This window comes from Sphingomonas sp. Marseille-Q8236 (assembly GCF_965112005.1).
The window spans coordinates 262250-282500 of the sequence record NZ_CBCOPO010000002.1; the positions used below are offsets into that span (position 1 = coordinate 262250).

Sequence of the window (20251 nt, forward strand, 5' to 3'; positions counted from 1 at the left end):
TGGATCGATTACACCAAAATTACACATGGTTTGCCGTAGCAGGGCATCCGACCTTTGGGGCAGGGGCGTGATACATCCACCTACCACCAGGAGGGGTGTTGTGGCCGTTCGCTTGCACTTCGATGCTCCAATCTGATTTTTGCATCCGATCAAATGCCCTTCATGCTACCTCATATACAGACAGACGCACAAAACGCTGGCTTTTTAGGGCCGGTTGGCGACGATAGTATCCCTTAAACGGAGGAACTTCGAGTGAGCAACAACCGGCGTGTGTTGGCACAAGCGCTTGCTATCGATGCTTGGCACGAGCCAATGCGGTTCGATGGACAAACTTTTTCCGTGCATGTTGAACTTAGCTTTAAGAGTGGACGGATCGGTGGAGACGACCCAAATTTTCCGTTTACGTTTAACATAGCTTTAAAGCGCGCCCTTCTCATACTGAAAATGGAAGAGCCTTTAGTTATTGATAGAAGAACGGTAGCTAGAAGTATTCCTGCTAATACGGCAGAAATGACGCGGATTGTCGATGCTAGGGTCAGGACTCGTTGATCACAGCCAGAAGATGACGGTGGCAGCGAGGGTGACGGCGGCAAAGAAGGCAGTGGGGCAGCGATCGTAGCGGGTAGCGACCCGACGCCAGTCTTTGAGGCGGCCGAACATGATCTCGATGCGGCTGCGGCGCCGGTAGCGGCGCTTGTCGTATTTGACCGGCTCGTTGCGTGATCGCCGGCCCGGGATGCAGGGCTGGATGCCTTTGGCCTGGAGGGCGTCCCTGAACCAGTCGGCGTCGTAGCCGCGGTCGCCGAGCAGCCACTGCGCCTTCGGCATGTCATCCAGCAGCGCTGCCGCGCCGGTGTAGTCGCTGACCTGGCCCGCGGTCATGAAAAAGCTTAAGGGGCGCCCGTTTGCATCGGCGACGGCATGTAGCTTGGTATTCATACCGCCTTTGGTGCGGCCGATCAGGCGGCCAAGATCCCCTTTTTTACCCGCAGGCTTGATGCCGTGCGGTGCGCCTTCAGATAGGTTGCGTCGATCATGACCGTCTGCGGCTCGGCGCCAGCTGCAGCCAGACCTTCCATCATTCGCGTGAACACGCCGGCCTCGCCCCAACGCTTCCACCGATTGTACAGCGTCTTGTGGGGGCCATACTCGCTAGGCGCATCTCGCCAGCGAAGCCCGTTGCGATTGACGAATACGATGCCGCTCAGCACCCGCCGGTCGTCCACCCTCGGCTTGCCATGGCTCTTGGGAAAGAAGGGCCGCAGCCGCTCCATCTGCTCGTCCGTCAGCCAAAACAGGTCACTCATCTCGGTCTCCTTGCGGAGCCTGAATCAGATCGCGACGCTCACATCAATGGGTCCTGACCCTAGCCTTGCAGCAGCAGCAAATGACAATGGTTATATGTGGTGCTGCGCTTTTTCTGTCCGGTGTAGTGCTTCACGCTTTCGATGTGGTCCGTACGGGGCAGACGGATCAGTCCGGTAGGGATCGGCGGTCCGTATGGCGGGCTTATCGTGACGAAGTAAGCCGTATCGATGCCCAGGCTAGCGAAGATGGGCACCGGAAGCAGTGATGACCGTATGAGCTACGGACGATGGGGGCAGGAACGATCCTGCCCCTCTCTGTGCTATTCGCCCGATGTACCCAAATGCGCTTGGGCAGCAGCCTTAGCATCCGAAATCGACTTGCCCTTACGAACGGGCTTAGCACCCGCCTTATTAGTTTGCTCTGCCTTCGGGCTTTGACCGGGCTTACGACCGAGACCAATCTTCTTCGCCATGGCACGACGGCTTTCCGAATAGGTTTCGGACACCATCGGATAATCCGCCTTAAGGCCATAGCGATCCCGGTATTCTTCCGGGGTCAGGCCATTGGTCGCAAGGTGACGGCGTAGCGTCTTGTAGGGCTTGCCGTCGATCATCGAAATAATGTGATCCTTTGACGCCAGCGACTTTCGAACTGATACAGCCGGGATGTATTCGGTAGGAGCCTGTTGTTCAGTGCCTTGGGTGTCGCCGCCGCCGAGCAATGCTGAAACCGTTTCGTGCATCTTGCCAAGGAAGGCCGGAACCTCATCGGCAGGGGTGCGGGTGTTGGGATTGCCTAACCACGCGACAGTCAGGTCTGTTGCCAACTCTACGGCATTCACGTTTACGGCTTCGTCCGCCATGGTCGCTCCTTTGCTATGACCCTGTAATCATAATGGTAGCGGAAGGTTGCGGTCACGTTGATTTCGGACGTTCCACCCATAGGTAGGCTGACGGTCGACACCGCTAACCCATTGCAAATTGTTCATGCTTTGTTCTAACCTGTTTGGAACAATGGAGCATAGGTCATGCAGCACGATATGCAGCTAAGGGCAGCGGCAGAGGCGATCTACAACGAAGTATATCCGTCCGAGGAATGGAGCCCGCTGCCATTCGAGGACGCCGAGCGGTATGGCACGATCCATTACCGACAGGCGGTAGGGGCGGCACAGCGGGCAAGGGCCGTATTGTCCGCGGCCGGGGTGCAGTTGCAGCTAACCGCCGTCCTGTAAGCCGGTGTGCTGAACGATGACGAATATGACCATCTAAACCGGAAGCTGCGGAACCTAGAGCATTGCGCCCTTCATCGGCGAACGATTGAGGTTACCTGTTTACGATGTAGCCGGATTAAGCGGTTCGATGCCGTTGCCCTGTGGTGGCTCTTTCAGAGGCGGCATTGGGATGATGGTCAACGGATGCCGCCAAACGTTTTCGGTGCTCTAGCTGCCCTAAAACGGCAAATAGAGGGGCGATACGTTGGCGGATAACCCGTGATTGTCCAGACGACCAGCCGCCGTATCCTGATGATATAACACAGAAGCGGTCGGTTTCGCCGGTTAGGTTTGTGACGGCCATATGCTGACGGGCTAGGCAAAGCATCACAATATTAGGCGGCCGCGCTCTGGCTTATAAGCTTTGAGAACGACGAAGACCGTTTCCCCGCCGTTCCGGCCAATTTTTGATAATCAAAGCATATGGATAGACAAATATCAATTATTATAAAAGATGTTGATATAAATCTCTCAATCTCGTTGCGTATTAATGATGGGCTTTCAAATATTGTCTCGCGCTTTCTCCAATCCCCTATCTTGTTCATCATATATTCGAAGCTAGGGTTTTTCTTTGAAAAGGGAAACCATACGCCATGGGAGGATTTATAATTCACGTCGTTTCGAACGACAGATAGCCAGTTGCCAGCAGGAAATCGCCCTCGTGCAGTAAGAGCGTCGGCAATGTCAGAAAAAAACTTAGATAAAGTCTCGCGACGATCTTTGCTGGCTATACCTTTAAGCAATTCGGATGATATGTCTTGTATTAGGGCATGAAAGCATTTCCATAAGTCCTTATGGCTTTCATCATACTTAAAGAAATCGATATTATTCTCTTTTTCTTTGAAGCTCATCAAGTAATACCCTGATGAGAGCTTAGGGTCATATCCGGCTTCTGTAGAGCATCTCTTATTCAAAAATTTAACATGACCCGTTTCGAGATGGGAAAAGGATTTTCCAAAGAACCTCAGTATGGCGTGTGCCGAAAAAAAGGATGCATAATATGTCTGAATAAGTCGCCAAGCCGTAAAGTTTGGATAAGCCTTACTGCATTCTATCTCGAAAACAGTCTGGGCCGAATGAGTTGCGAATCGGAAGGCATCGATAGACAATGCCCCCTTTAATTCATTATCTATTTGGGCATAGAGCGAAAATACTGGCTGTAAATTGTTTACATAATAATTTCCGTCTATAAGCCACGTTTTCAATGGATCAAAAAATTTTTCACTATCAGTAAAACTTTTGTCAATCCAAAGGGGGCGTAGCAAATTCAATTCCAGAGCATTCAAAGTTGAAACTCCCCCTTGAAATGCTTTTCGAGGTATTCCATAATCTTCGATTGCGAAGTGCCGGAAAGCCTTGCTACCTGAATATTGTCAAATAGAGGCCCTAAGACGGTATCAAAATTATCAACAGAGTAGTCAGGGCCAAATCTATCTTTAACACGCCGAGCTGCTTGTATAAAAAATCCAACAACAGCCCGAAATGTTACACTATTGCATAGTATATCTGGATCACCATTGCTTCTGATTATCTGATCCCTAATGCTAGCCAAGTATTCAGATAGGATGGATTTTACTTCCAAACTGCTTCTAGCTGCTAGGGCTGGATATATACTTTTCAAAGCGGCGTTAAATGTAACTCTAGATATCTTTGAGCTAACGCGCTTCGCCGGGGAAAGTTTGCCAAATAGAGGGCTATTTGGATCAGAATTCATTAAGTCAAATACTTCCCTGAAAAGCTGATCTTCCGAATTCTCGTATTCTGCCTGTTTTTTTATGTCCAAAAGCAATTCGGACGGAACACCCCTTTGCTTAGAGTTTATATCAATAAACAATCTAGATTCGTCTCGTCGGCTAAGTCCATCATAGACTATAACAGGAACCCTAATTTTTGTTTCGGCAATCTTAAATCCGTAAACTCGATGCTGGCCATCTAATATTAGAAAAGAATTGGGCAAGACCTCGAAGCTTATTGTTTTATTGCGTGACTCATATTCCAGCCCGCAAATTTCCTGGGCAGAAAGAATTATTGACGTCGGGATCGTCCCATGCCCGGAGTCAATGTAAGCTGCTATCTCTTTAGCCCTCTTCTTATCGAGTAGGCGTTGGAATCCTGTTTCTGGGTCCGTTTCTCTCGTTGAAACGGACGTGCAGCCCGCGAGTACGTCGCTAGGCATGGCTAGTTGATAAAACCTATGTTCGCCCTGCGTTAGCAGTACGGCGGAGTAGCTTTCTCTTGCCACGGAGGCTCCAATTCGAAATATTTGAAGGTAAATTGACGCTTCTTGTCCGGTTACGTCAAGTCGGCGCTCGCGGTTCTAACCGCGCCTTCCTAACCACCGGCTATGACGGCGATCCGGCTGCCCATGTCGTTGGGGCCGTCCACCCCAAGGCTATGCCGATTATAGTCGATGATGATGACTATGAGCGCTGGCTAACCGCACCTGTTGAGGATGCCCTGGGGCGGGCTGTGCCGTTTCCATCGCAATTATTACGCGATGCCAAACTTAACACCCTTTAAATTGCCATTAGAGGGCCTTGGGGTACAATTCTATTGCGTCGGCTATCATGCAGCCAAATATTCAAAAGGGCTCTGTGCGGCCTTTAAAATCGGATATCAGCGTTATCGAGCCTTATTCATCGATGTTGAGGCGTATTCGTAAAGCAAAGGTCGAAGTCCCAGGGCGGATTTCGACCCTGCTTTCCTGTTCATCCAGATTTTTAAGGTGAAACTATCTGTATCCTCACCATCCTTCTGATTCCTTGATCGTGCTAAGGTCTATTGGAATGAGGAGAGAAGAGAGAGATAGATAGAAAATCACTTAATTATAGGTCTAATGTTTGTATTTTTGAAAAACATATCACTTAACACGGCTTTGGCAACAGCTGCATAATCAACAGGCGCTCTGATGGCGTCATGGACGGGTAGGGCGGTTATTCCATGGTCATAGGCCAAGCAATGAACCGCATCTATGACGATGGTACTTTCAATATAGAACAGGTCAGCCCAGCTATGGGAGCTATCTACCCATTCTTTTATAATGGGAAGGTTTTTCAATACGTTGTCTCTTACTAGATCAATTGAAAATCGAGCCCGCACATTGGGTATGCCTTTGTTTTTTTCAAGGAAATCAACCGTCTCCTTAGGCCATGCCTTATGGTAACCGGAATTGCCTATGGTCAGGTTGACCCACGATTTGACGATCTCGCGCGGGTAAGGCGAAAAATCATACAAATCGACGTTGTTGGAAAACGATTTGCCAAGGAGGAAGTGCAGCAGTGTCAAAAAGCACGCGCTAATATCCACTTCTAAAGTTTCCTGACCATTGATCTTGATCTTTCTGCGCTCTTCGCGCTCAAGGCTTTGGAAGTCGGCATATGCTCGACCACCCTTTTTGAAATCGTGGCCGGGCTGATCCCCAAGATTGAAGCCGCGATACAAGGCGATATCGAGCTCTTCGCCATTTGGCCCAGTGATGACCTGTTTGGCGTAATGGCGGTTGATTTCCCGGATTTGGCGGGCGTGATCCTTGACGGCTGGGTTTGTCCAATCGACCGGAAGCAGCGCGCCGCGCTCACGGTTGCGCCCCTTGCGTTTCGAGGTGGCTCGAAGCTGGATCGGCGGAATGTCATCGGCTGCGCGGGGGTACGTAAAATGGGAGCGACGATTAGCGGGGGTGATCCCGTGGGTTGCTAGGTGGTCGGTTAGCTTGGGCGTCGCGTAAATCCGGGTAATGACGCCCAGGATATCATTAAAGCCACGTTTTCCTGCATCGATGCGGGCAAAGCCGTTCCGCTGCATATCGTCCATGACACGCTTAAAGGATTGATAGCCAACCGCATCGGCCTTGGATGCGTCAGGGTCCGCGGGGGTGAAGGTGTTTGCATCCATCGGGCGGAAGCAAGGGCGAACAGGGGCATACGACGCAGCCCGTACAAGCTCGGCAATGGCTGCCCCAAGGGCAAGCATGTATTGGTCACTTGGCTTTTTGCGATTGCCCCGAAGCTCAATGATTTGGCTTGCCAGTGCATCGGTCGCATTCATTGCCGCCTCGCTTCGGGGGCGAGACGTAAGGTGCATGGGGGCGGTAGGTTGGTCGCGTAGGTTTGGCGCTGTGGGGCTAGGCTGTTCGGCGTTAGGTAGCGGTAATTCAAGTGCTGTATCGGTCATTTGAGGATCCGCAAGCAGCAGGATCGCTGCGGGAGCGCATTCATCTACACATATTCCACACCGAGAAAACAGATCGTGGCGGGGTTAGTGACCGGGTTACTGACAGGTTTACTGGTTTTCTATTCCGATACTCGTATTATGTTTGAATATATTTAGTAAAATTTAGGAATTTCGTATGATTTGATGTTAAGTTTGCTCGTATATTGTTAAAATGCTGCCATGCATAAACTTATGAAAAATCAAGAGTTCTAACTGATTAGGGTTGCAGAAGGCATTTCGGGTCAGTTGGAAAGGGTGTTGGCGTGGGATCGCGGCGAAAAACCACGATCCTCACGGGCCAAAGATGAAAACCGAGTTGCAGTTGCTATAGGGCTGCCGCTTTCAGGTCTAAATCTTGCCCCTCTACGAAGGCTTGAAGTTCTCTGAGCCAATAGAACCGCCTGCCGCCCACGCGGAATGAGTGCGGCGGCAGTCCTCTGCCGTTTCGGTTCGCAAGCGTTTTTACAGATAGGCCAAGGAATGCAGCTGCGTCGTGTCGGGTGAGCCGTCCGTCCGGTGTGACCTTCACTTTCACCATTTCCATTCTGAAAATCCAGTATTAGTCGATGTCGTGCGAGTCGAGTCGCGAATCGACGGATATCGGGTCAGTCTAGAGTCGCAAACCTTTAGTCGTAACGATGCTTGCGCGGCTATTATAGGGATTATTGGTTTCTTTATAGGCCAGATATTTGACGAATTTCTATCAGTGATCCTGATGGAATGAAGAGGTATTTTATGGCGCTCACGTTTTCAGTTTTGAATCGAGCTGCAATTCGAGTTTTAACGGCAGGTAATAAGCTGTCCGAGCATGGGGTGATTGTAGAGCGTCTTTCGAACGGCGATTTGCGATGGAAGGTCAACGTCATGGTCGATGGGCAGCGTATCCACCGTACCATCGGCCGCGAGAGCGAGGGCGTGACCCGCGAGCAAGCCGTGCGCGCTATTGAAGCGTTCCGTACGAAGGCGAGGGAAGGGCGGTTGGACCTGCCGAAGGGTAGGAAGAGCCACGCTACCTTTGCCGAATTGGCACCGGAATACGTCAAGCGGCTTGAAGAAATTGGGGGCAAGAACATGAAGGCCAAGCGCCAGCATGTCGCCAAGCAGTTGGTGCCTTTCTTCGGTTCGTACCGCGCTGACCGCATTACGACCGCATTGGTCCAGGATTATACGCATAGTCGCTTGGCTACGGGGTTGAAGCAAGCGACCGTCAACCGGGAGCTAGCGACCTTATCTCACCTCCTACGGCGTATGGTCAAATGGGGATGGATTAAGCCCGAAGCCATTCCTGACATAGAAAAGGGGCAGGAGCCTCGAAAGCCGATTGTTGTCCTTTCCGAACAAGACGCCCAAGCCCTAATGAAGGCCGCTATCGCGGATCGAGATGATCGGCTCTGGCTGTTCGTCGCATTCGGGTTGAACACCGCTATGCGACACGGAGAAATCCTGACGGTGCGCTACGAACACATCAATTTTGAAGCCCGTCGTATTTTTATACCGAAGGCCAAAGCGGGTGAGCGAGAGCAGCCTATTACGCCTGCCCTGGCTGCCATGATAAAGCGCCAGCAAGAGGCGGACGGGAAGGATGCAACGTGGCTGTTCCCGAGCAATAGCGTGCGAGCCAAGCAGCCTCATAGGTCCAACATGGCAAAGGCATTCTTAAGGGCAGTGATTCGCGCTGGCCTATCGCCCGACAAGGTGACGCCACACGTTATGAGGCATACCGCTATAACCCGGCTTGTTAAGGCGGGCGTAGACCTGCCAACCATCCAGCGGATCAGCGGGCATAAGACGTTGGCGATGGTCCTGCGCTACGTCCACATTCATGGAACGCATATCGACGCCGCCATATCGGCCATCGACAATTCCTTTGAAGGCGCAATTACACCAGAATTACACCAGCTTTCGAAGCCCGTCTCCGCCTTGGGATCGCTGCCCGCCTAAAAGGGCAGCAATATCAAAGCGGTAGGCCATGGTGCGGACGGCGGGACTCGAACCCGCACTCCATAGGAAGCCGATTTTAAGTCGGCAGCGTCTACCGGTTTCGCCACGTCCGCGCACTTCGACAGGAAGAGACGAGGTCGCCGCAAAGGTCAAGTCGCGAGCGACCCTTCGTCAGCAGGACTCGGTACTGCCGCGTCGAAATGCCGTTTGGGCAGGAGCGATCAACCCGCCTCGACGTTCAGGCGGGCACGCATTTCCTTGCCGGGCTTAAAATAGGGAACGCGCTTGGCGATCACCGCGACGGTCTCTCCGGTCCGAGGATTGCGACCCGTCCGTGCGCCGCGCGAGCGGGTCGAAAAGGCACCGAAACCCCGCAATTCGACACGGCCGTCATCCGCGAGACGCTTGGTGATCTCGTCGAAGAAAATGGTCACAATCAATTCGACTTCGCGCGGGTTGAGCCCCGGATTGTGGTGGCTGATTTTTTGCACAAGTTCCGAACGGATCATCGTCTAGTCCCAAGATACAGACGAGGCGTTCTTAACCTGTGTTTCTCGCTGCTGAAAGTTTTTTTATTATACGATTAAGCCACTGAACAGGCTAATTAAGTTCCTGTCTAGGCAAAACCGGGACACGTTGTGAGAAACGTGTCCCGGTCCAGTAGCTTACTTCTGGGTACGCGCCTTCAGCGCTTCGCCCAGAATGTCGCCCAGCGACGCGCCCGAGTCGGACGAACCGTACTGAGCCACCGCCTGTTTCTCTTCGGCGATCTGCATCGCCTTGACCGAGAAGGTCGGCTTCTTCGAACGATCGAAGCCGGTGACCATCGCGTCGAACTTCTGGCCGACCTGGAAGCGCTCGGGGCGCTGCTCGTCACGGTCGCGACCCAGATCGGTGCGCTTGATGAAGCCGGTCGCACCATCGTCGCCAGCCTGGACTTCGAGGCCCGCGTCGCGGACTTCGAGGACGATCACGGTGACGACCTGGTTCTTGTTCAGACGATCGCCAGCCGCAGCCACGCCGCCGGCGACGGGGCCGCCGCGCTCGAGCTGCTTCATGCCGAGCGAGATGCGCTCCTTCTCGGGGTCGATGTCCAGAACAACGGCCTGAACGACTTCGCCCTTGCGGTGCAGGTTGAGGGCATCCTCACCCGACACGCCCCAAGCGATGTCCGACATGTGGACCATGCCGTCGACATCGTTGTCCAGGCCGATGAACAGGCCGAACTCGGTCGCGTTCTTGACTTCGCCCTCGACGGTCGAGCCGATCGGATGAGCGGCGGCGAACGCCTCCCACGGATTGGCCTGAGCCTGCTTGAGGCCGAGCGAGATGCGGCGCTTTTCCTGATCGACCTCGAGGACGACCACATCGACTTCCTGCGAGGTCGACACGATCTTGCCCGGATGGACGTTCTTCTTGGTCCAGGACATTTCCGACACGTGGACCAGGCCTTCGATGCCCGGCTCCAGCTCGACGAACGCACCATATTCGGTGATGTTCGTGACGCGGCCCGACAGCTTCGCACCGACCGGGTACTTGGCGCCGGCGCCATCCCACGGATCGCTCTCGAGCTGCTTCATGCCGAGCGAGATGCGCTGCGTGTCCTTGTTGATACGGATGATCTGGACGCGCACGGTGTCGCCGATCGCGATCATCTCCGACGGATGATTGACGCGCTTGTACGACAGGTCGGTGACGTGCAGCAGGCCGTCGATGCCGCCCAGGTCGACGAACGCACCGTAATCGGTGATGTTCTTGACGACGCCGTCGATGATCTGACCCTCGGCCAGGCTCTGGATCAGGCCCGAACGCTGCTCGGCGCGGGTCTCTTCCAGGACCGCGCGACGCGACACGACGATGTTGCCGCGCTTGCGGTCCATCTTCAGGATCTGGAACGGCTGCGGGATGTCCATCAGCGGGGTGACGTCGCGGACGGGGCGGATATCGACCTGCGAACCCGGCAGGAACGCCACGGCGCCGTTCAGGTCGACGGTGAAGCCACCCTTCACGCGGCCGAAGATCACGCCTTCGACGCGGGCCGACTTCGAGAATTCGAGCTCCAGCTTGTCCCAGGCGGCCTCGCGGCGCGCGCGGTCGCGGCTGAGCATCGCTTCGCCGTGCATGTTCTCGACGCGGTCGACATAGACCTCGACCTCGTCACCGACCTTCAGGTCGGCCTTCTGGCCGGGGGCAGCGAATTCGCGGAGGGGCACACGGCCTTCCGACTTCAGACCGACGTCGATGACGGCCATGTCGTTTTCGATCGCGGTGACGGTGCCATGCACGACGCGACCCTCGAAGCTGTCGGCACCGCCGAACATGTCATCGAGCATCGCCGCGAAATCGTCGCGCGTGGGCTGGGGGTTGGTTGCCATAAAAGGGTTAGGTTCCTGATAGTTTTCCGCCTCTGGCCGGGGCATGCCCCAAGCCTTCGACGATGGCCGCGCCGACCCCATGCCGACGCCACCAGGCCCGAAGATTGTGCTGAAACACGGAAAAGCGGCGGTCCGCGAAAAATGCGGAAAGGACGCTGAGGACAGGGCCTCGCGTCAGCCTCTCCGCGGAACAGGGTCCGCGAGCGGGGCGCCTATAGCCGAAAACGGGTTTCGGCGCAAGGTAAGGGCTATCCTCCCCGGCACGGGGAGGGGGACCAAGCGCAGCATGGTGGAGGGGGCGTGCCGATAGGGGCGTCCTGTGCGGCTGACCGCCCTCCGTCAGCGCTGGCGCGCTGCCACCTCCCCATGCTGGGGAGGATTAGATCAGCGGACCTTGGCGGCCACTTGCGCGTCGACGAACTGGATGGCGCGGGCGACGGCCGCGTCGATCGTCAGGCTGGACGTATCGAGCGCTGCGGCGTCCGCGGCCTGGGTGAGGGGGGCCGTCGCCCGCCCGCTGTCGCGCTCGTCGCGGGCGCGGATGTCGGCCAGCACCTGTTCGAAGGTCGCGGTCGCACCGTTCGCGGCCAGTTCGTTATGCCGACGGCGCGCGCGGACCTGTGGGCTGGCCTTGACGAACAGCTTGGCATCGGCGTCCGGCGCGATGACCGTGCCGATATCGCGCCCGTCGAGGATCGCGCCGCCCGGCTGGTTGGCGAACCGCTTCTGCCGCTGGAGAAGGGCTGCGCGAACTAGGGGATGCGCCGACACGACCGAGGCGAGCTTGCCCGTCTCGTCGTCGCGAAGGATCGGATCGGCGAGCAGGCCATCATCGAAACTGCAGGCGGCGACGGCATCGGCTTCCTTGGTCGGGTCGAGGCCCATCGCCCGGACCGTCGCCGCCACCGCGCGATAGAGCAGCCCGGTATCCAGATGCGGCAGCCCATAATGTCGGGCGAGCGCGCGGGCGATGGTGCCCTTGCCGCTGGCCGCCGGACCGTCGACCGCAATGATCATGCGAAGGCCCCCAGCGTCTCCAGCGTATCGAAGAACACGGGATAGCTGGTCGCGACCGGGGCGGCATCGTCCAGCGTGATGGGCTCGCGGGCGTTGAGCGCGGCGATCGTCATGCTCATCGCGATGCGGTGGTCGAGCAGGGTGGCGATGGTGGCGCCGCCGGGAATGGGCTCCCCGCCGGTGCCGGTTACGGCCATGCCGTCCTCAAATTCCTCGCAGGCCACGCCGCACGCGCCGAGCGCATCGGCCATCGCGGTGATGCGGTCCGACTCCTTGACGCGCAATTCCTCGGCGCCCCGCGCGATGGTCGTGCCGCTGGCATAGGCCGCCGCGACGAACAGCACGGGATATTCGTCGATCATGCTCGGCGTCAGTTCGGGCGGGACTTCGATCGCCGAGAGGGGGGCGTGACGGACTCGGAGATCGGCGACCGGCTCGCCACCGACGATGCGCGCGTCGAGCTCGGTGATGTCGGCGCCCATCATCTTGAGCGCGGCGATGATACCGGTGCGGGTCGGGTTCATGCCGACATTGGTGATCGTCACGTCCGCGCCCGGCACGATCGAGCCCGCGACCAGCCAGAAGGCTGCCGATGACGGATCGCCCGGCACGACGATATTCTGGGGCTTCAGCTCCGCCTCGCCGCGAATCGTGATGATCCGGCCCTCGGCGGAGGGGGTGACGGTCAGGTCCGCGCCGAATCCGGCCAGCATGCGCTCGCTATGGTCGCGAGTCGCGATCGGTTCGATCACCACCGTCTCGCCCGGCGTGTTGAGCCCGGCGAGCAGGATCGCCGACTTCACCTGCGCCGAGGCGACGGGCAGGGTGTAGCGGATCGGCACGGCGGGGCTGATCCCGCGGACCATCAGGGGCAGGCGGCCGCCCGGCGTATCCTGGAACTGCGCGCCCATTTGCGACAGCGGTTCGATGACGCGGCCCATGGGGCGCTTGGAAAGCGAGGCGTCGCCGATAAAGGTCGCGGTGATCGGGTGGCTGGCGACCAGACCCATCAAAAGACGTGTGGACGTGCCGGAATTGCCCATGTCGAGTGCCGTCTGCGGCTGGAGCAGGCCACCGACCCCGACACCGTGGATCACCCACACCCCGTCATCCTGACGGACGATGTCCGCGCCCATCGCGCGCATCGCCGCGGCGGTGGCGAGCACGTCCTCGCCCTCCAACAGTCCTTGCACCCGGCTTTCACCGACCGCCAGCGCGGAGAGCATCAGCGAGCGGTGGCTGATCGATTTGTCGCCCGGAACGGCGATGGTGCCGCGAAGGGCGGCGGCGGCTCGCACGGTGCGAGGCTGGGGAAGGTTATGCGCCATGATGGCGCGGGCTTTTGACAGGGGCCTTGCGCTGTGGCAAGGCGCGCCCACTTTTCGCTCCGGCGGAAAACCCAATCCGAAAGGTATGAACGGCATGATCAAGCCGGAATGGGGCACGAAGCGTACGTGCCCGAAATGCGCGACGCGCTTTTACGACCTCGAAAAGGACGACCCCGTCACCTGCATCATTTGCGGGACGCAGTGGGAGCCTGAGCCCATCCTGAAGTCGAAGCAGCCTCTGCCCTTCGAGCAGAACAAGCCCGAGAACAAGGAAGCCGACAGTGATCTGGCGGGCGGCGACGACGAAGATCTGGACATCACCGGTGAGGACGAAGAGCCCTCGCCCGACGATGAAGTCGATCTGGGCGGCGACGACGATCTGGGCGTGGAAACGTCCAGCGAGGACGACGAACACTAAGTTGTCCGATGGGCTCGGCGGGCGCTCGAAAAAAGTGCTTGCCGAGCCCCGGCGGCCCCGCTAGTGGGCTGCCTCCACAGCGGAATGGGGCCGTAGCTCAGCTGGGAGAGCGTCGCAATGGCATTGCGAAGGTCAGGGGTTCGATCCCCCTCGGCTCCACCATTCCGCCGGAACGCCAGCGTTTAGCAGAAGCGCTGACAGGCAAGCCCGCTTCCCGCCGGGACTTCGCCAAATCGATGGGGCCGTAGCTCAGCTGGGAGAGCGTCGCAATGGCATTGCGAAGGTCAGGGGTTCGATCCCCCTCGGCTCCACCACTTCTTCGACATCTCTAAAGTGATCCCGCCGCCCTGGTGATTCCTGGGCGGTTTCCTGTGTTCGGGCATCGACGGCGCGGCGAGCAGGACCGATCGGCATCCTGCCCTGCAAGCCGATCTCCTTACCCATCGCTCCGGCGAAGACTGGGGCCGGGGCCCCGTCAAGACCGGACTGATGCGACGTGCCAGCGTCTACCCGACCGGATCCTCGCCTTCGCTGGGACGGAGTGCCGGAATTGCAGTGATTGGCCGCAAGGGGAGGCCCGTAGACGCCGGTCGGCGCTATACCAGCGCCAGCCGCCGGTGCATCTGATGGACCGGGTTCTGAATGTCGCCTGTCATGTCGCCCAAGCAAAAGCGGGCGACCTCGCGTGCCAGCGTTTCGGCTTCCTGCGCCAGGGCCCGCGCGGAGTCGGTGGCTTGCTCGACCATCGCAGCATTGCGCTGGGTGACGCCGTCCATCTCCGCAACGGCGCAGTTGACCTGTTGCAAACCGACCGACTGCTGACTGGCCGAAGCCGCGATCTGCGAGACCAGTTCGCTGATTTCGCCGATCCGGCTGATGATCCGTTGCAGTGCTTCGCCCGCCTCGTTGACCAGCGCCACGCCAGCCCCGACCTGATCGGATGAGGTCAGGATGCGGGTCTTCACGTCCTTGGCCGCATCGGCCGAGCGCTGCGCAAGCGCGCGGACTTCGCTCGCGACCACCGCGAAACCCTTGCCCGCTTCCCCGGCCCGGGCCGCCTCGACCCCTGCATTCAGCGCGAGGAGATTGGTCTGGAAGGAGATGCCGTCGATGACGCTGATGATCTCGCTGATTTCGGACGAGGATCGTTCGATTCCGCCCATCGCCTCGACCGCGCGGCGGACGATCTGACCCGATTCCTCGGCCTCCTGTCGCGCCTCGCCGACGATCTGGTTGGCGCGGGATGCACCTTCGGCGGTCTGGCGGACGGTGCTGGTGATCTGCTGCATCGCGGCGGCGGTCTCCTCGAGCGAGGCGGCCTGCTGCTTGGTGCGATCGGACAGGTCGTCCGATGCCTGGCGAATGTCGCCCGATCCGACCCGGATATGCTCGCCCGACTGGGTCACGACGCCGAGCGTCGCGCGCATCTGCGCGCGCATCGCCTCGAAACTGTCGGCCAGCGCCTGATATTCCTTGGGCAGACCGACGAGCGAGGCGGTCAGGTCACCCTTGGCCATCCGGTCGAAGACGTCTCCGCATCGCTCGATCACGGCGCGGCGTCCGGCCTGCTCGGCCTCGAAATAGGCGGCCAGCGCGATGTCCATGTCGATCAGCGACGCCTTGACCAATGCCGTCGCCGCACGGGCGCGCCGCCGCGCGCCGAACGGCCAGAACAGCCGGCCGAGGATCAGCTTGGGCAGGACATATTCGAGCATCCGGGCATAGCCGCTGATATACCATGTCGGCGCCAGCCCGATCCGCGCATGGACCTGCCCGATATGGGTCGAGGCGGCGGCATAGTCGCGGTCGAGCGGGCGGGAGAACAGCTTGCGCCAATGCTCCATCTGCTTGTCGCGGGCGTGATCCATATGCGCCTGCGACGCGAAGAGGTCGCGAATCTGCGAGGTCCCTGCGATATGCTGGTACAGCCTGGTCAGCGCGGCCGGTGCATGACGCTCGATCGCGCGCTTGATCGTCGGAAACGTCGCGTAGCTTCGCCCATCATAATCGAAGGCGGCCAGCCGCTGGTCGAAATTGATCTGCTCCGCTCCGCTCATAACCCCCTCATTCCACTCCTGATTTGCAGCGCTACGCTAAGGCGGAGATGGTTAAGGAGCGGTGGGCGACTTCGGGGCTGGAAATGGGTTTCTTACTGATTTAGGTCAAATGCGCGGACGGGCCGGGGCGGTTTGCGCGCCCCGGCTTTCATGCTCAGGCTGTCAGCCCATGATGGCGAAGCAGCGCGTCCGGCTCCGGCGCACGTCCCCGGAAGGCGCGGAAATTGTCGGCCGCCGGACGGCTCGCCCCGCGCGCCAGCACCTCGCGGCGAAAACGGTCGCCCGCCGCCTGACCTTCCTCGGCAAAGGCGGCAAAGGCATCCGCCGACAGCAGCTCGGCCCAGAGATAGCTGTAATAGCCCGCCGCATAACCGCCCGCGAAGATATGGCTGAAGCTGTGCGGGAAACGATTCCATTCGGGCGGGCGGATCACCGCCACCTCGTCGCGTACCGCGTTCAGCACCTGTAGCACCCGGCCACCCTGAACGGGGTCATAGTCGCGGTGCAAGCGCAGGTCGAAGGTCGCGAACTCGACCTGGCGCAGCAGGAACAGCCCCGCCTGGAAGCGTCGCGCCGCCAGCATCTTGGCGAACAAGGCATCGGGCAAAGGCTCGCCCGTTTCGACATGCGCCGACAGGTCGGTCAGCGTCGCGCGGTCCCAGGCGAAATTCTCCATGAACTGGCTGGGCAGCTCGACCGCATCCCATTCGACGCCCGAAATCCCGCCGATCGAGGGCAGGTCGACCTCGGTCAGCAGATGGTGCAGCACATGCCCGAACTCGTGCAGCAGCGTGACGACATCGCCATGCGCCAGCAGGGCAGGGGTGTCCCCCGTCGCGGGCGGAAAGTTGCAGGTCAGATAGGCGATCGGCCGATGGAACCGATCGGCATCGCGGAAGCGCGGGCGGCACACATCCATCCAGGCTCCGCCCCGCTTGCCCGCGCGCGCATGGAAGTCGCAATAGACGCCCGCGACGATCTCGCCGCTCGCATCCTGCACGTCATAATAGCGGACATCGGCATTCCATACCGATACGCCCGGCCGCTCGACCAGGCGGATGCCGTAAAGCCGTTCGATCAGGGCGATCGTGCCTTCCATTACGCGGGGCAGCGGGAAATAGGCGCGGATCGCCTCACGATCGACGCCGAACCGCTCGCGGCGGATATGCTCGGCGATATAACCTGTGTCCCAGGGCTCCAGCTTGGCGATGCCGAATTTCTCAGCGGCATAGGCGGTCGCCTCCGCCAGCTCGCGTTCGGCCAGCGGCCGGGCGCGGGCGGCCAGGTCGGACAGGAAGGCCAGCGCCTCGTCCGCGGACTGCGCCATCTTGGTCTCGACAGACCGCGCGGCGGCATTCTCGAACCCGAGCAGCCTTGCGGCCTCGTGTCGAAGCGCCAGGATGCGATCGATCCGTGCGCTATTGTCATGGGCCGGATCGGCCGCCTGATCCGAGGCGCGGGTGGCATAAGCCTTGGCCACGCGCGCGCGCAGATCGCGATTGTCGGCCTGGGTCAGGATCGCCTGTACGCTCGGTTCGCGCAACGTCACCAGCCAGCCGTCCAGTCCCTTTTCGGCGGCATAGGCGGCCAGGATCGCCTTGGCATTGTCGGTCAGGCCCGACAGCAGCGCCTCGTCGATGATATGCTCGCTCCACGCTTCGCTCGAATCGAGCACGGCATTGCCGAATTCGGTGGTCAGCTTGTTCAGCTCGACCCCGATCTCGCGGAACCGCGCCTTGGCATCATCGTCCAGCCCGACGCCCGACAGCGTAAAATCCCGCCGTGCCAGCGTGACGGCGCGCGCCTCGGCTTCGGTCAGTGGGGCCAGATCGACCCGGTTGAACGCGGCGAACAGACGCGGATCCTGTCCCGCCTCCAGCCCGTATTCGGCCAGCTTGGCCTGCGCCTCTGCAAAGGCAGCACGCGATTCGGGGGTGTCGGCGACCGAATGCAGATGCCCAGCGGGTGACCAGCCGCGCGCGATGGCAAAGCCCGCGCGCTCGCTGGCCAGCATGACATCGCCGAAGTCGCTTGCGTTAAACCCGCCGATGCGGTCGGCGGCGGCACGGGCATCGGCAATCATCTGGTCCACCGCGGGCACCAGATGCTCGGGCCGGATCGCGGCGAAGTCAGGAAGGTCGGTATCGGCGAGAAGCGGATTCATGGTCATTCGGCATCCTTGAGCAACATGGTGCGCAACGCCATCTCGGCAGCGTCGACGCTTTCGGCAAGTCCCTGCGTCGCCAGCCAGTGCCGATCATGATGACAATCGGCATAGCGGGCGCCGTGGTCGCAGATCAAAGTCGCGATCGATCCGCACTGCCCCGCCGCGGTCATTTCCAGCGCCAGCATCGCCGCGGCCACGAAGTTGGTCCCCGTCGACGGACCCACCGGCCGACCGAGCATTTCGCTCGCAATCCGCATCCCGGCGATGGAAACCGCATCGGGCAGCTTCATCATCCGGTCGATCGTGCCGGGCAGGAAGGACGGCTCGACTCGGGGGCGGCCGACCCCTTCGATCCGCGAAGGGCGGGTGCAGAGCGCCGCAGGGTCCCGATCGCGATAGCCCGCGAAAAAGGCGCTATGTTCGACATCGGCGACGCATAACCGGGTGGGCAGGCCGCGATGGCGGCAGTGGCGGCCGATGGTCGCGGCCGTCCCTCCCGTTCCCGCGCCGACGACGATCCAATCGGGGACCATATGCGGCTCCCCCGCCATCTGGGTCAGGATCGCCGAGCCGATATTGTCGCACCGCCAGTCGGTGGCCGGCGCGGCATTGGTGAACTGGTCGAGATAGACGCCGCCCAGCGCGTCGGCCAGATCGCGCGCTTCGTCATAAAGGTTGTGCGGCTCGACCAGATGGCACTGGCCACCATGCGCGGTGATCGCGCGGATCTTGGCGGGGGCGGTGCTGGCGGGCATGACCGCGTGGAAAGGCAGGTCGAGCAACCGGGCGAAATAGGCCTCCGACACGGCGGTCGAGCCCGAGGACGCCTCGATTAGCGGCCGCCCCTCACGGATGACGCCCGCGACCACGCCGCTGGTGAACAGCGAACGCGCCAGCCGGTGCTTTAGGCTGCCGGTGGGGTGGGCCGACTCGTCCTTCATGTACAGGTCTATGGATGGTGCCGCGGGAAGGCCGACGGCCAGCAACGGCGTTTCGGGACAACGCCGACGATCGCGATCGAGCACCGCCAGGGCCTTGGCGACGAACGCCCGGTCCACCGCTCGTTCGGCGGTTTCTATCCCCAGCATCTCGGCAATCGAAAGATCAGGGGCAGGGCGGTTCTCGGCGGTCATCAACATGGCATTCCCCTTTGCGTGCGATAAGGATATGCCGTTCGGCGTGCCAAATCATACCAAAGTTCCCGGCTTCGCGCGGGTTATGGTGTGAGAATTTTGCGGATAAATGCGATATGGTCGATAAAATTGATAGCGCCATTCTTGCCGAGCTACAGTCCGATGCCAGTCTGTCCGTCGCGGAAATCGCGGCGCGCGTGAACCTGTCGCAAAATGCCTGCTGGCGGCGCATTCGGCGGTTGGAGGAAGAGGGATATATCCTGCGGCGCGTCGCGCTGCTCGATCCGGAGAAGCTGGAGGCGGGGATGGCTGTCTTCGTCAGTGTCCGCACGGCCGAGCACTCCGCCGCATGGCTGGACGAATTCGCCCGCGCCGTCAGCGATATGCCCGAGGTGGTGGAATTTTATCGCATGGCGGGGGAGGTCGATTATCTGCTGAAAATTCGGGTCGCGGATATCAAGGCCTATGACCGCGTCTATAAGCGCTTGATCGAGCGTGTCCGCCTCATCGATGTCAGCGCCGCCTTCGCCATGGAAGAGATCAAGCACAGCACGGCGATCCCGTTGCCGGGCATGGGGCGATAGCCCAATTCAGCACAAATTGCATTTCGTGCAATTTCGTTTGCTAATGTTGCAATTGCGTCAACCATCGCTGCGGTGCACAAGGAACACGCCTTTCAGGCATCCTCTCCTAAAAACTTTTCGGCCGGTCGCTTGACCGGCCTTTTTTTTGGTCCGCATTTCCCCTAGGGAAGCTTTGCATCGTCGGCCAAACACACAAAAGAATCGACAATCGGGAGCGGAAGCCGCCGGGAAGACCGGCACCGGCAGGACGATCGGGGCGGGGGTTGAGCGATTCGGGCATCGCTCCCCCCTCTTCAGCCAAAAAGCGATGAAACGGCGACGGTGAAACACCTGTCCGGCTTTTCGCGCGATGGCGGGTGATCCAAAGATGACTTTACCGGCCATCAGGGCCTATCGGTTGGATTTGACGGCGCTTTCGAGGTGGCAAAGCCCCTGCGCCTTATG

At 59.3% G+C, this 20251-nt stretch carries 18 protein-coding genes and 3 tRNA genes; 7 read left to right on the forward strand and 14 right to left on the reverse strand.

The features are described 5' to 3' along the window. Positions 1 to 252: 252 nt before the first annotated feature. Positions 253 to 549 carry a hypothetical protein gene (locus ACWPWT_RS13620; protein WP_454280123.1) on the forward strand — a complete coding sequence of 99 codons (297 nt, stop codon included), beginning with the start codon at positions 253 to 255 and terminating at the stop codon, positions 547 to 549. Here the strand turns inward: ACWPWT_RS13620 and ACWPWT_RS13625 are convergent. Continuing rightward, positions 550 to 1307, reverse strand: a protein-coding gene (locus tag ACWPWT_RS13625) for an IS5 family transposase (protein WP_454278138.1) whose coding sequence is annotated in 2 segments (ribosomal slippage) — positions 550 to 974 and positions 974 to 1307 — 759 coding nt in all. Because the reading frame shifts where the segments join, the coding sequence is not laid out codon by codon here. A gap of 320 nt (positions 1308 to 1627) precedes the next feature. Further along, positions 1628 to 2170, reverse strand: coding sequence for a MucR family transcriptional regulator (locus tag ACWPWT_RS13630; protein ID WP_454280124.1), 543 nt, complete (start codon positions 2168 to 2170; stop codon positions 1628 to 1630). A gap of 165 nt (positions 2171 to 2335) precedes the next feature. Here ACWPWT_RS13630 and ACWPWT_RS13635 point away from each other — a divergent pair, with 165 nt between their 5' ends. Beyond that, the gene (locus ACWPWT_RS13635; RefSeq protein WP_454280125.1) at positions 2336 to 2539 is read left to right on the forward strand and encodes a hypothetical protein; all 204 of its coding nucleotides are present in this window, start codon (positions 2336 to 2338) and stop codon (positions 2537 to 2539) included. Positions 2540 to 2913: 374 nt separating this feature from the next. On the opposite strand, the gene ACWPWT_RS13640 is transcribed toward ACWPWT_RS13635, so the two are convergent. From ACWPWT_RS13640 to ACWPWT_RS13655, 4 genes are all read right to left on the reverse strand, one after another. After that, positions 2914 to 3864, reverse strand: coding sequence for a hypothetical protein (locus tag ACWPWT_RS13640; RefSeq protein WP_454280126.1), 951 nt, complete (start codon positions 3862 to 3864; stop codon positions 2914 to 2916). Further along, complete coding sequence (locus ACWPWT_RS13645; protein ID WP_454280127.1) at positions 3861 to 4820, reverse strand: DGQHR domain-containing protein; 960 nt, start codon at positions 4818 to 4820, stop codon at positions 3861 to 3863. The genes ACWPWT_RS13640 and ACWPWT_RS13645 overlap by 4 nt, the downstream gene beginning before the upstream one ends. 575 nt (positions 4821 to 5395) lie before the next feature. Then, complete coding sequence (locus tag ACWPWT_RS13650; RefSeq protein ID WP_454280128.1) at positions 5396 to 6622, reverse strand: hypothetical protein; 1227 nt, start codon at positions 6620 to 6622, stop codon at positions 5396 to 5398. Between the two features lie 490 nt (positions 6623 to 7112). Next, positions 7113 to 7331, reverse strand: a complete 219-nt coding sequence (locus ACWPWT_RS13655; protein ID WP_454280129.1) for a helix-turn-helix transcriptional regulator — start codon at positions 7329 to 7331, stop codon at positions 7113 to 7115. A 191-nt stretch (positions 7332 to 7522) separates the two neighbouring features. Between ACWPWT_RS13655 and ACWPWT_RS13660 the strand changes: the two genes are divergently transcribed. Then, positions 7523 to 8728 (forward strand): tyrosine-type recombinase/integrase, encoded by a 1206-nt coding sequence (locus ACWPWT_RS13660; RefSeq protein WP_454280130.1) that lies wholly within the window; start codon positions 7523 to 7525, stop codon positions 8726 to 8728. 29 nt (positions 8729 to 8757) lie between these two features. Here the strand turns inward: ACWPWT_RS13660 and ACWPWT_RS13665 are convergent. From ACWPWT_RS13665 to aroA, 5 genes are all read right to left on the reverse strand, one after another. Then, positions 8758 to 8841, reverse strand: a tRNA-Leu gene (locus ACWPWT_RS13665). Between the two features lie 108 nt (positions 8842 to 8949). Continuing rightward, positions 8950 to 9237 (reverse strand): integration host factor subunit beta, encoded by a 288-nt coding sequence (locus tag ACWPWT_RS13670; protein ID WP_261270030.1) that lies wholly within the window; start codon positions 9235 to 9237, stop codon positions 8950 to 8952. A gap of 156 nt (positions 9238 to 9393) precedes the next feature. Beyond that, positions 9394 to 11103 (reverse strand): 30S ribosomal protein S1, encoded by a 1710-nt coding sequence (gene rpsA, locus ACWPWT_RS13675; RefSeq protein WP_454280131.1) that lies wholly within the window; start codon positions 11101 to 11103, stop codon positions 9394 to 9396. A 384-nt stretch (positions 11104 to 11487) separates the two neighbouring features. Beyond that, on the reverse strand, positions 11488 to 12120 hold the full coding sequence (locus tag ACWPWT_RS13680) for a (d)CMP kinase (RefSeq protein ID WP_454280132.1): 633 nt from the start codon (positions 12118 to 12120) through the stop codon (positions 11488 to 11490). After that, positions 12117 to 13448 (reverse strand): 3-phosphoshikimate 1-carboxyvinyltransferase, encoded by a 1332-nt coding sequence (gene aroA, locus ACWPWT_RS13685; RefSeq protein ID WP_454280133.1) that lies wholly within the window; start codon positions 13446 to 13448, stop codon positions 12117 to 12119. Before aroA ends, ACWPWT_RS13680 begins: the two co-directional genes overlap by 4 nt. Before the next feature lie 94 nt (positions 13449 to 13542). Here aroA and ACWPWT_RS13690 point away from each other — a divergent pair, with 94 nt between their 5' ends. The 3 genes from ACWPWT_RS13690 (at position 13543) to ACWPWT_RS13700 (ending at position 14180) form a co-directional block, all read left to right on the forward strand. Beyond that, positions 13543 to 13866, forward strand: coding sequence for a TIGR02300 family protein (locus ACWPWT_RS13690; protein ID WP_454280972.1), 324 nt, complete (start codon positions 13543 to 13545; stop codon positions 13864 to 13866). An 86-nt stretch (positions 13867 to 13952) separates the two neighbouring features. Beyond that, a tRNA-Ala gene (locus tag ACWPWT_RS13695) sits at positions 13953 to 14028 on the forward strand. A 76-nt stretch (positions 14029 to 14104) separates the two neighbouring features. After that, a tRNA-Ala gene (locus ACWPWT_RS13700) sits at positions 14105 to 14180 on the forward strand. A gap of 282 nt (positions 14181 to 14462) precedes the next feature. On the opposite strand, the gene ACWPWT_RS13705 is transcribed toward ACWPWT_RS13700, so the two are convergent. From ACWPWT_RS13705 to ACWPWT_RS13715, 3 genes are all read right to left on the reverse strand, one after another. After that, on the reverse strand, positions 14463 to 15923 hold the full coding sequence (locus ACWPWT_RS13705) for a methyl-accepting chemotaxis protein (RefSeq protein ID WP_454280134.1): 1461 nt from the start codon (positions 15921 to 15923) through the stop codon (positions 14463 to 14465). Between the two features lie 154 nt (positions 15924 to 16077). Then, entirely contained in the window at positions 16078 to 18093 is a 2016-nt protein-coding gene (locus ACWPWT_RS13710; protein WP_454280135.1) for a M3 family metallopeptidase, read from the reverse strand. Beyond that, complete coding sequence (locus tag ACWPWT_RS13715; RefSeq protein ID WP_454280136.1) at positions 18090 to 19229, reverse strand: PLP-dependent cysteine synthase family protein; 1140 nt, start codon at positions 19227 to 19229, stop codon at positions 18090 to 18092. Before ACWPWT_RS13715 ends, ACWPWT_RS13710 begins: the two co-directional genes overlap by 4 nt. Positions 19230 to 19339: 110 nt before the next feature. Here ACWPWT_RS13715 and ACWPWT_RS13720 point away from each other — a divergent pair, with 110 nt between their 5' ends. Further along, positions 19340 to 19807, forward strand: coding sequence for an Lrp/AsnC family transcriptional regulator (locus tag ACWPWT_RS13720; protein WP_454280137.1), 468 nt, complete (start codon positions 19340 to 19342; stop codon positions 19805 to 19807). Positions 19808 to 20251 lie beyond the last annotated feature (444 nt).

What these genes read in the sequence shown, in the direction of transcription:
- ACWPWT_RS13630 (WP_454280124.1), bottom strand. Translation starts at nt 2,170, where the DNA reads ATGGCGGACGAAGCCGTAAACGTGAATGCCGTAGAGTTGGCAACAGAC.
- ACWPWT_RS13635 (WP_454280125.1), top strand. Translation starts at nt 2,336, where the DNA reads ATGCAGCACGATATGCAGCTAAGGGCAGCGGCAGAGGCGATCTACAAC.
- ACWPWT_RS13650 (WP_454280128.1), bottom strand. Translation starts at nt 6,622, where the DNA reads ATGAATGCGACCGATGCACTGGCAAGCCAAATCATTGAGCTTCGGGGC.
- ACWPWT_RS13655 (WP_454280129.1), bottom strand. Translation starts at nt 7,331, where the DNA reads ATGGAAATGGTGAAAGTGAAGGTCACACCGGACGGACGGCTCACCCGA.
- ACWPWT_RS13660 (WP_454280130.1), top strand. Translation starts at nt 7,523, where the DNA reads ATGGCGCTCACGTTTTCAGTTTTGAATCGAGCTGCAATTCGAGTTTTA.
- ACWPWT_RS13670 (WP_261270030.1), bottom strand. Translation starts at nt 9,237, where the DNA reads ATGATCCGTTCGGAACTTGTGCAAAAAATCAGCCACCACAATCCGGGG.
- rpsA (WP_454280131.1), bottom strand. Translation starts at nt 11,103, where the DNA reads ATGGCAACCAACCCCCAGCCCACGCGCGACGATTTCGCGGCGATGCTC.
- ACWPWT_RS13680 (WP_454280132.1), bottom strand. Translation starts at nt 12,120, where the DNA reads ATGATCATTGCGGTCGACGGTCCGGCGGCCAGCGGCAAGGGCACCATC.
- aroA (WP_454280133.1), bottom strand. Translation starts at nt 13,448, where the DNA reads ATGGCGCATAACCTTCCCCAGCCTCGCACCGTGCGAGCCGCCGCCGCC.
- ACWPWT_RS13690 (WP_454280972.1), top strand. Translation starts at nt 13,543, where the DNA reads ATGATCAAGCCGGAATGGGGCACGAAGCGTACGTGCCCGAAATGCGCG.
- ACWPWT_RS13705 (WP_454280134.1), bottom strand. Translation starts at nt 15,923, where the DNA reads ATGAGCGGAGCGGAGCAGATCAATTTCGACCAGCGGCTGGCCGCCTTC.
- ACWPWT_RS13710 (WP_454280135.1), bottom strand. Translation starts at nt 18,093, where the DNA reads ATGACCATGAATCCGCTTCTCGCCGATACCGACCTTCCTGACTTCGCC.
- ACWPWT_RS13715 (WP_454280136.1), bottom strand. Translation starts at nt 19,229, where the DNA reads ATGTTGATGACCGCCGAGAACCGCCCTGCCCCTGATCTTTCGATTGCC.
- ACWPWT_RS13720 (WP_454280137.1), top strand. Translation starts at nt 19,340, where the DNA reads ATGGTCGATAAAATTGATAGCGCCATTCTTGCCGAGCTACAGTCCGAT.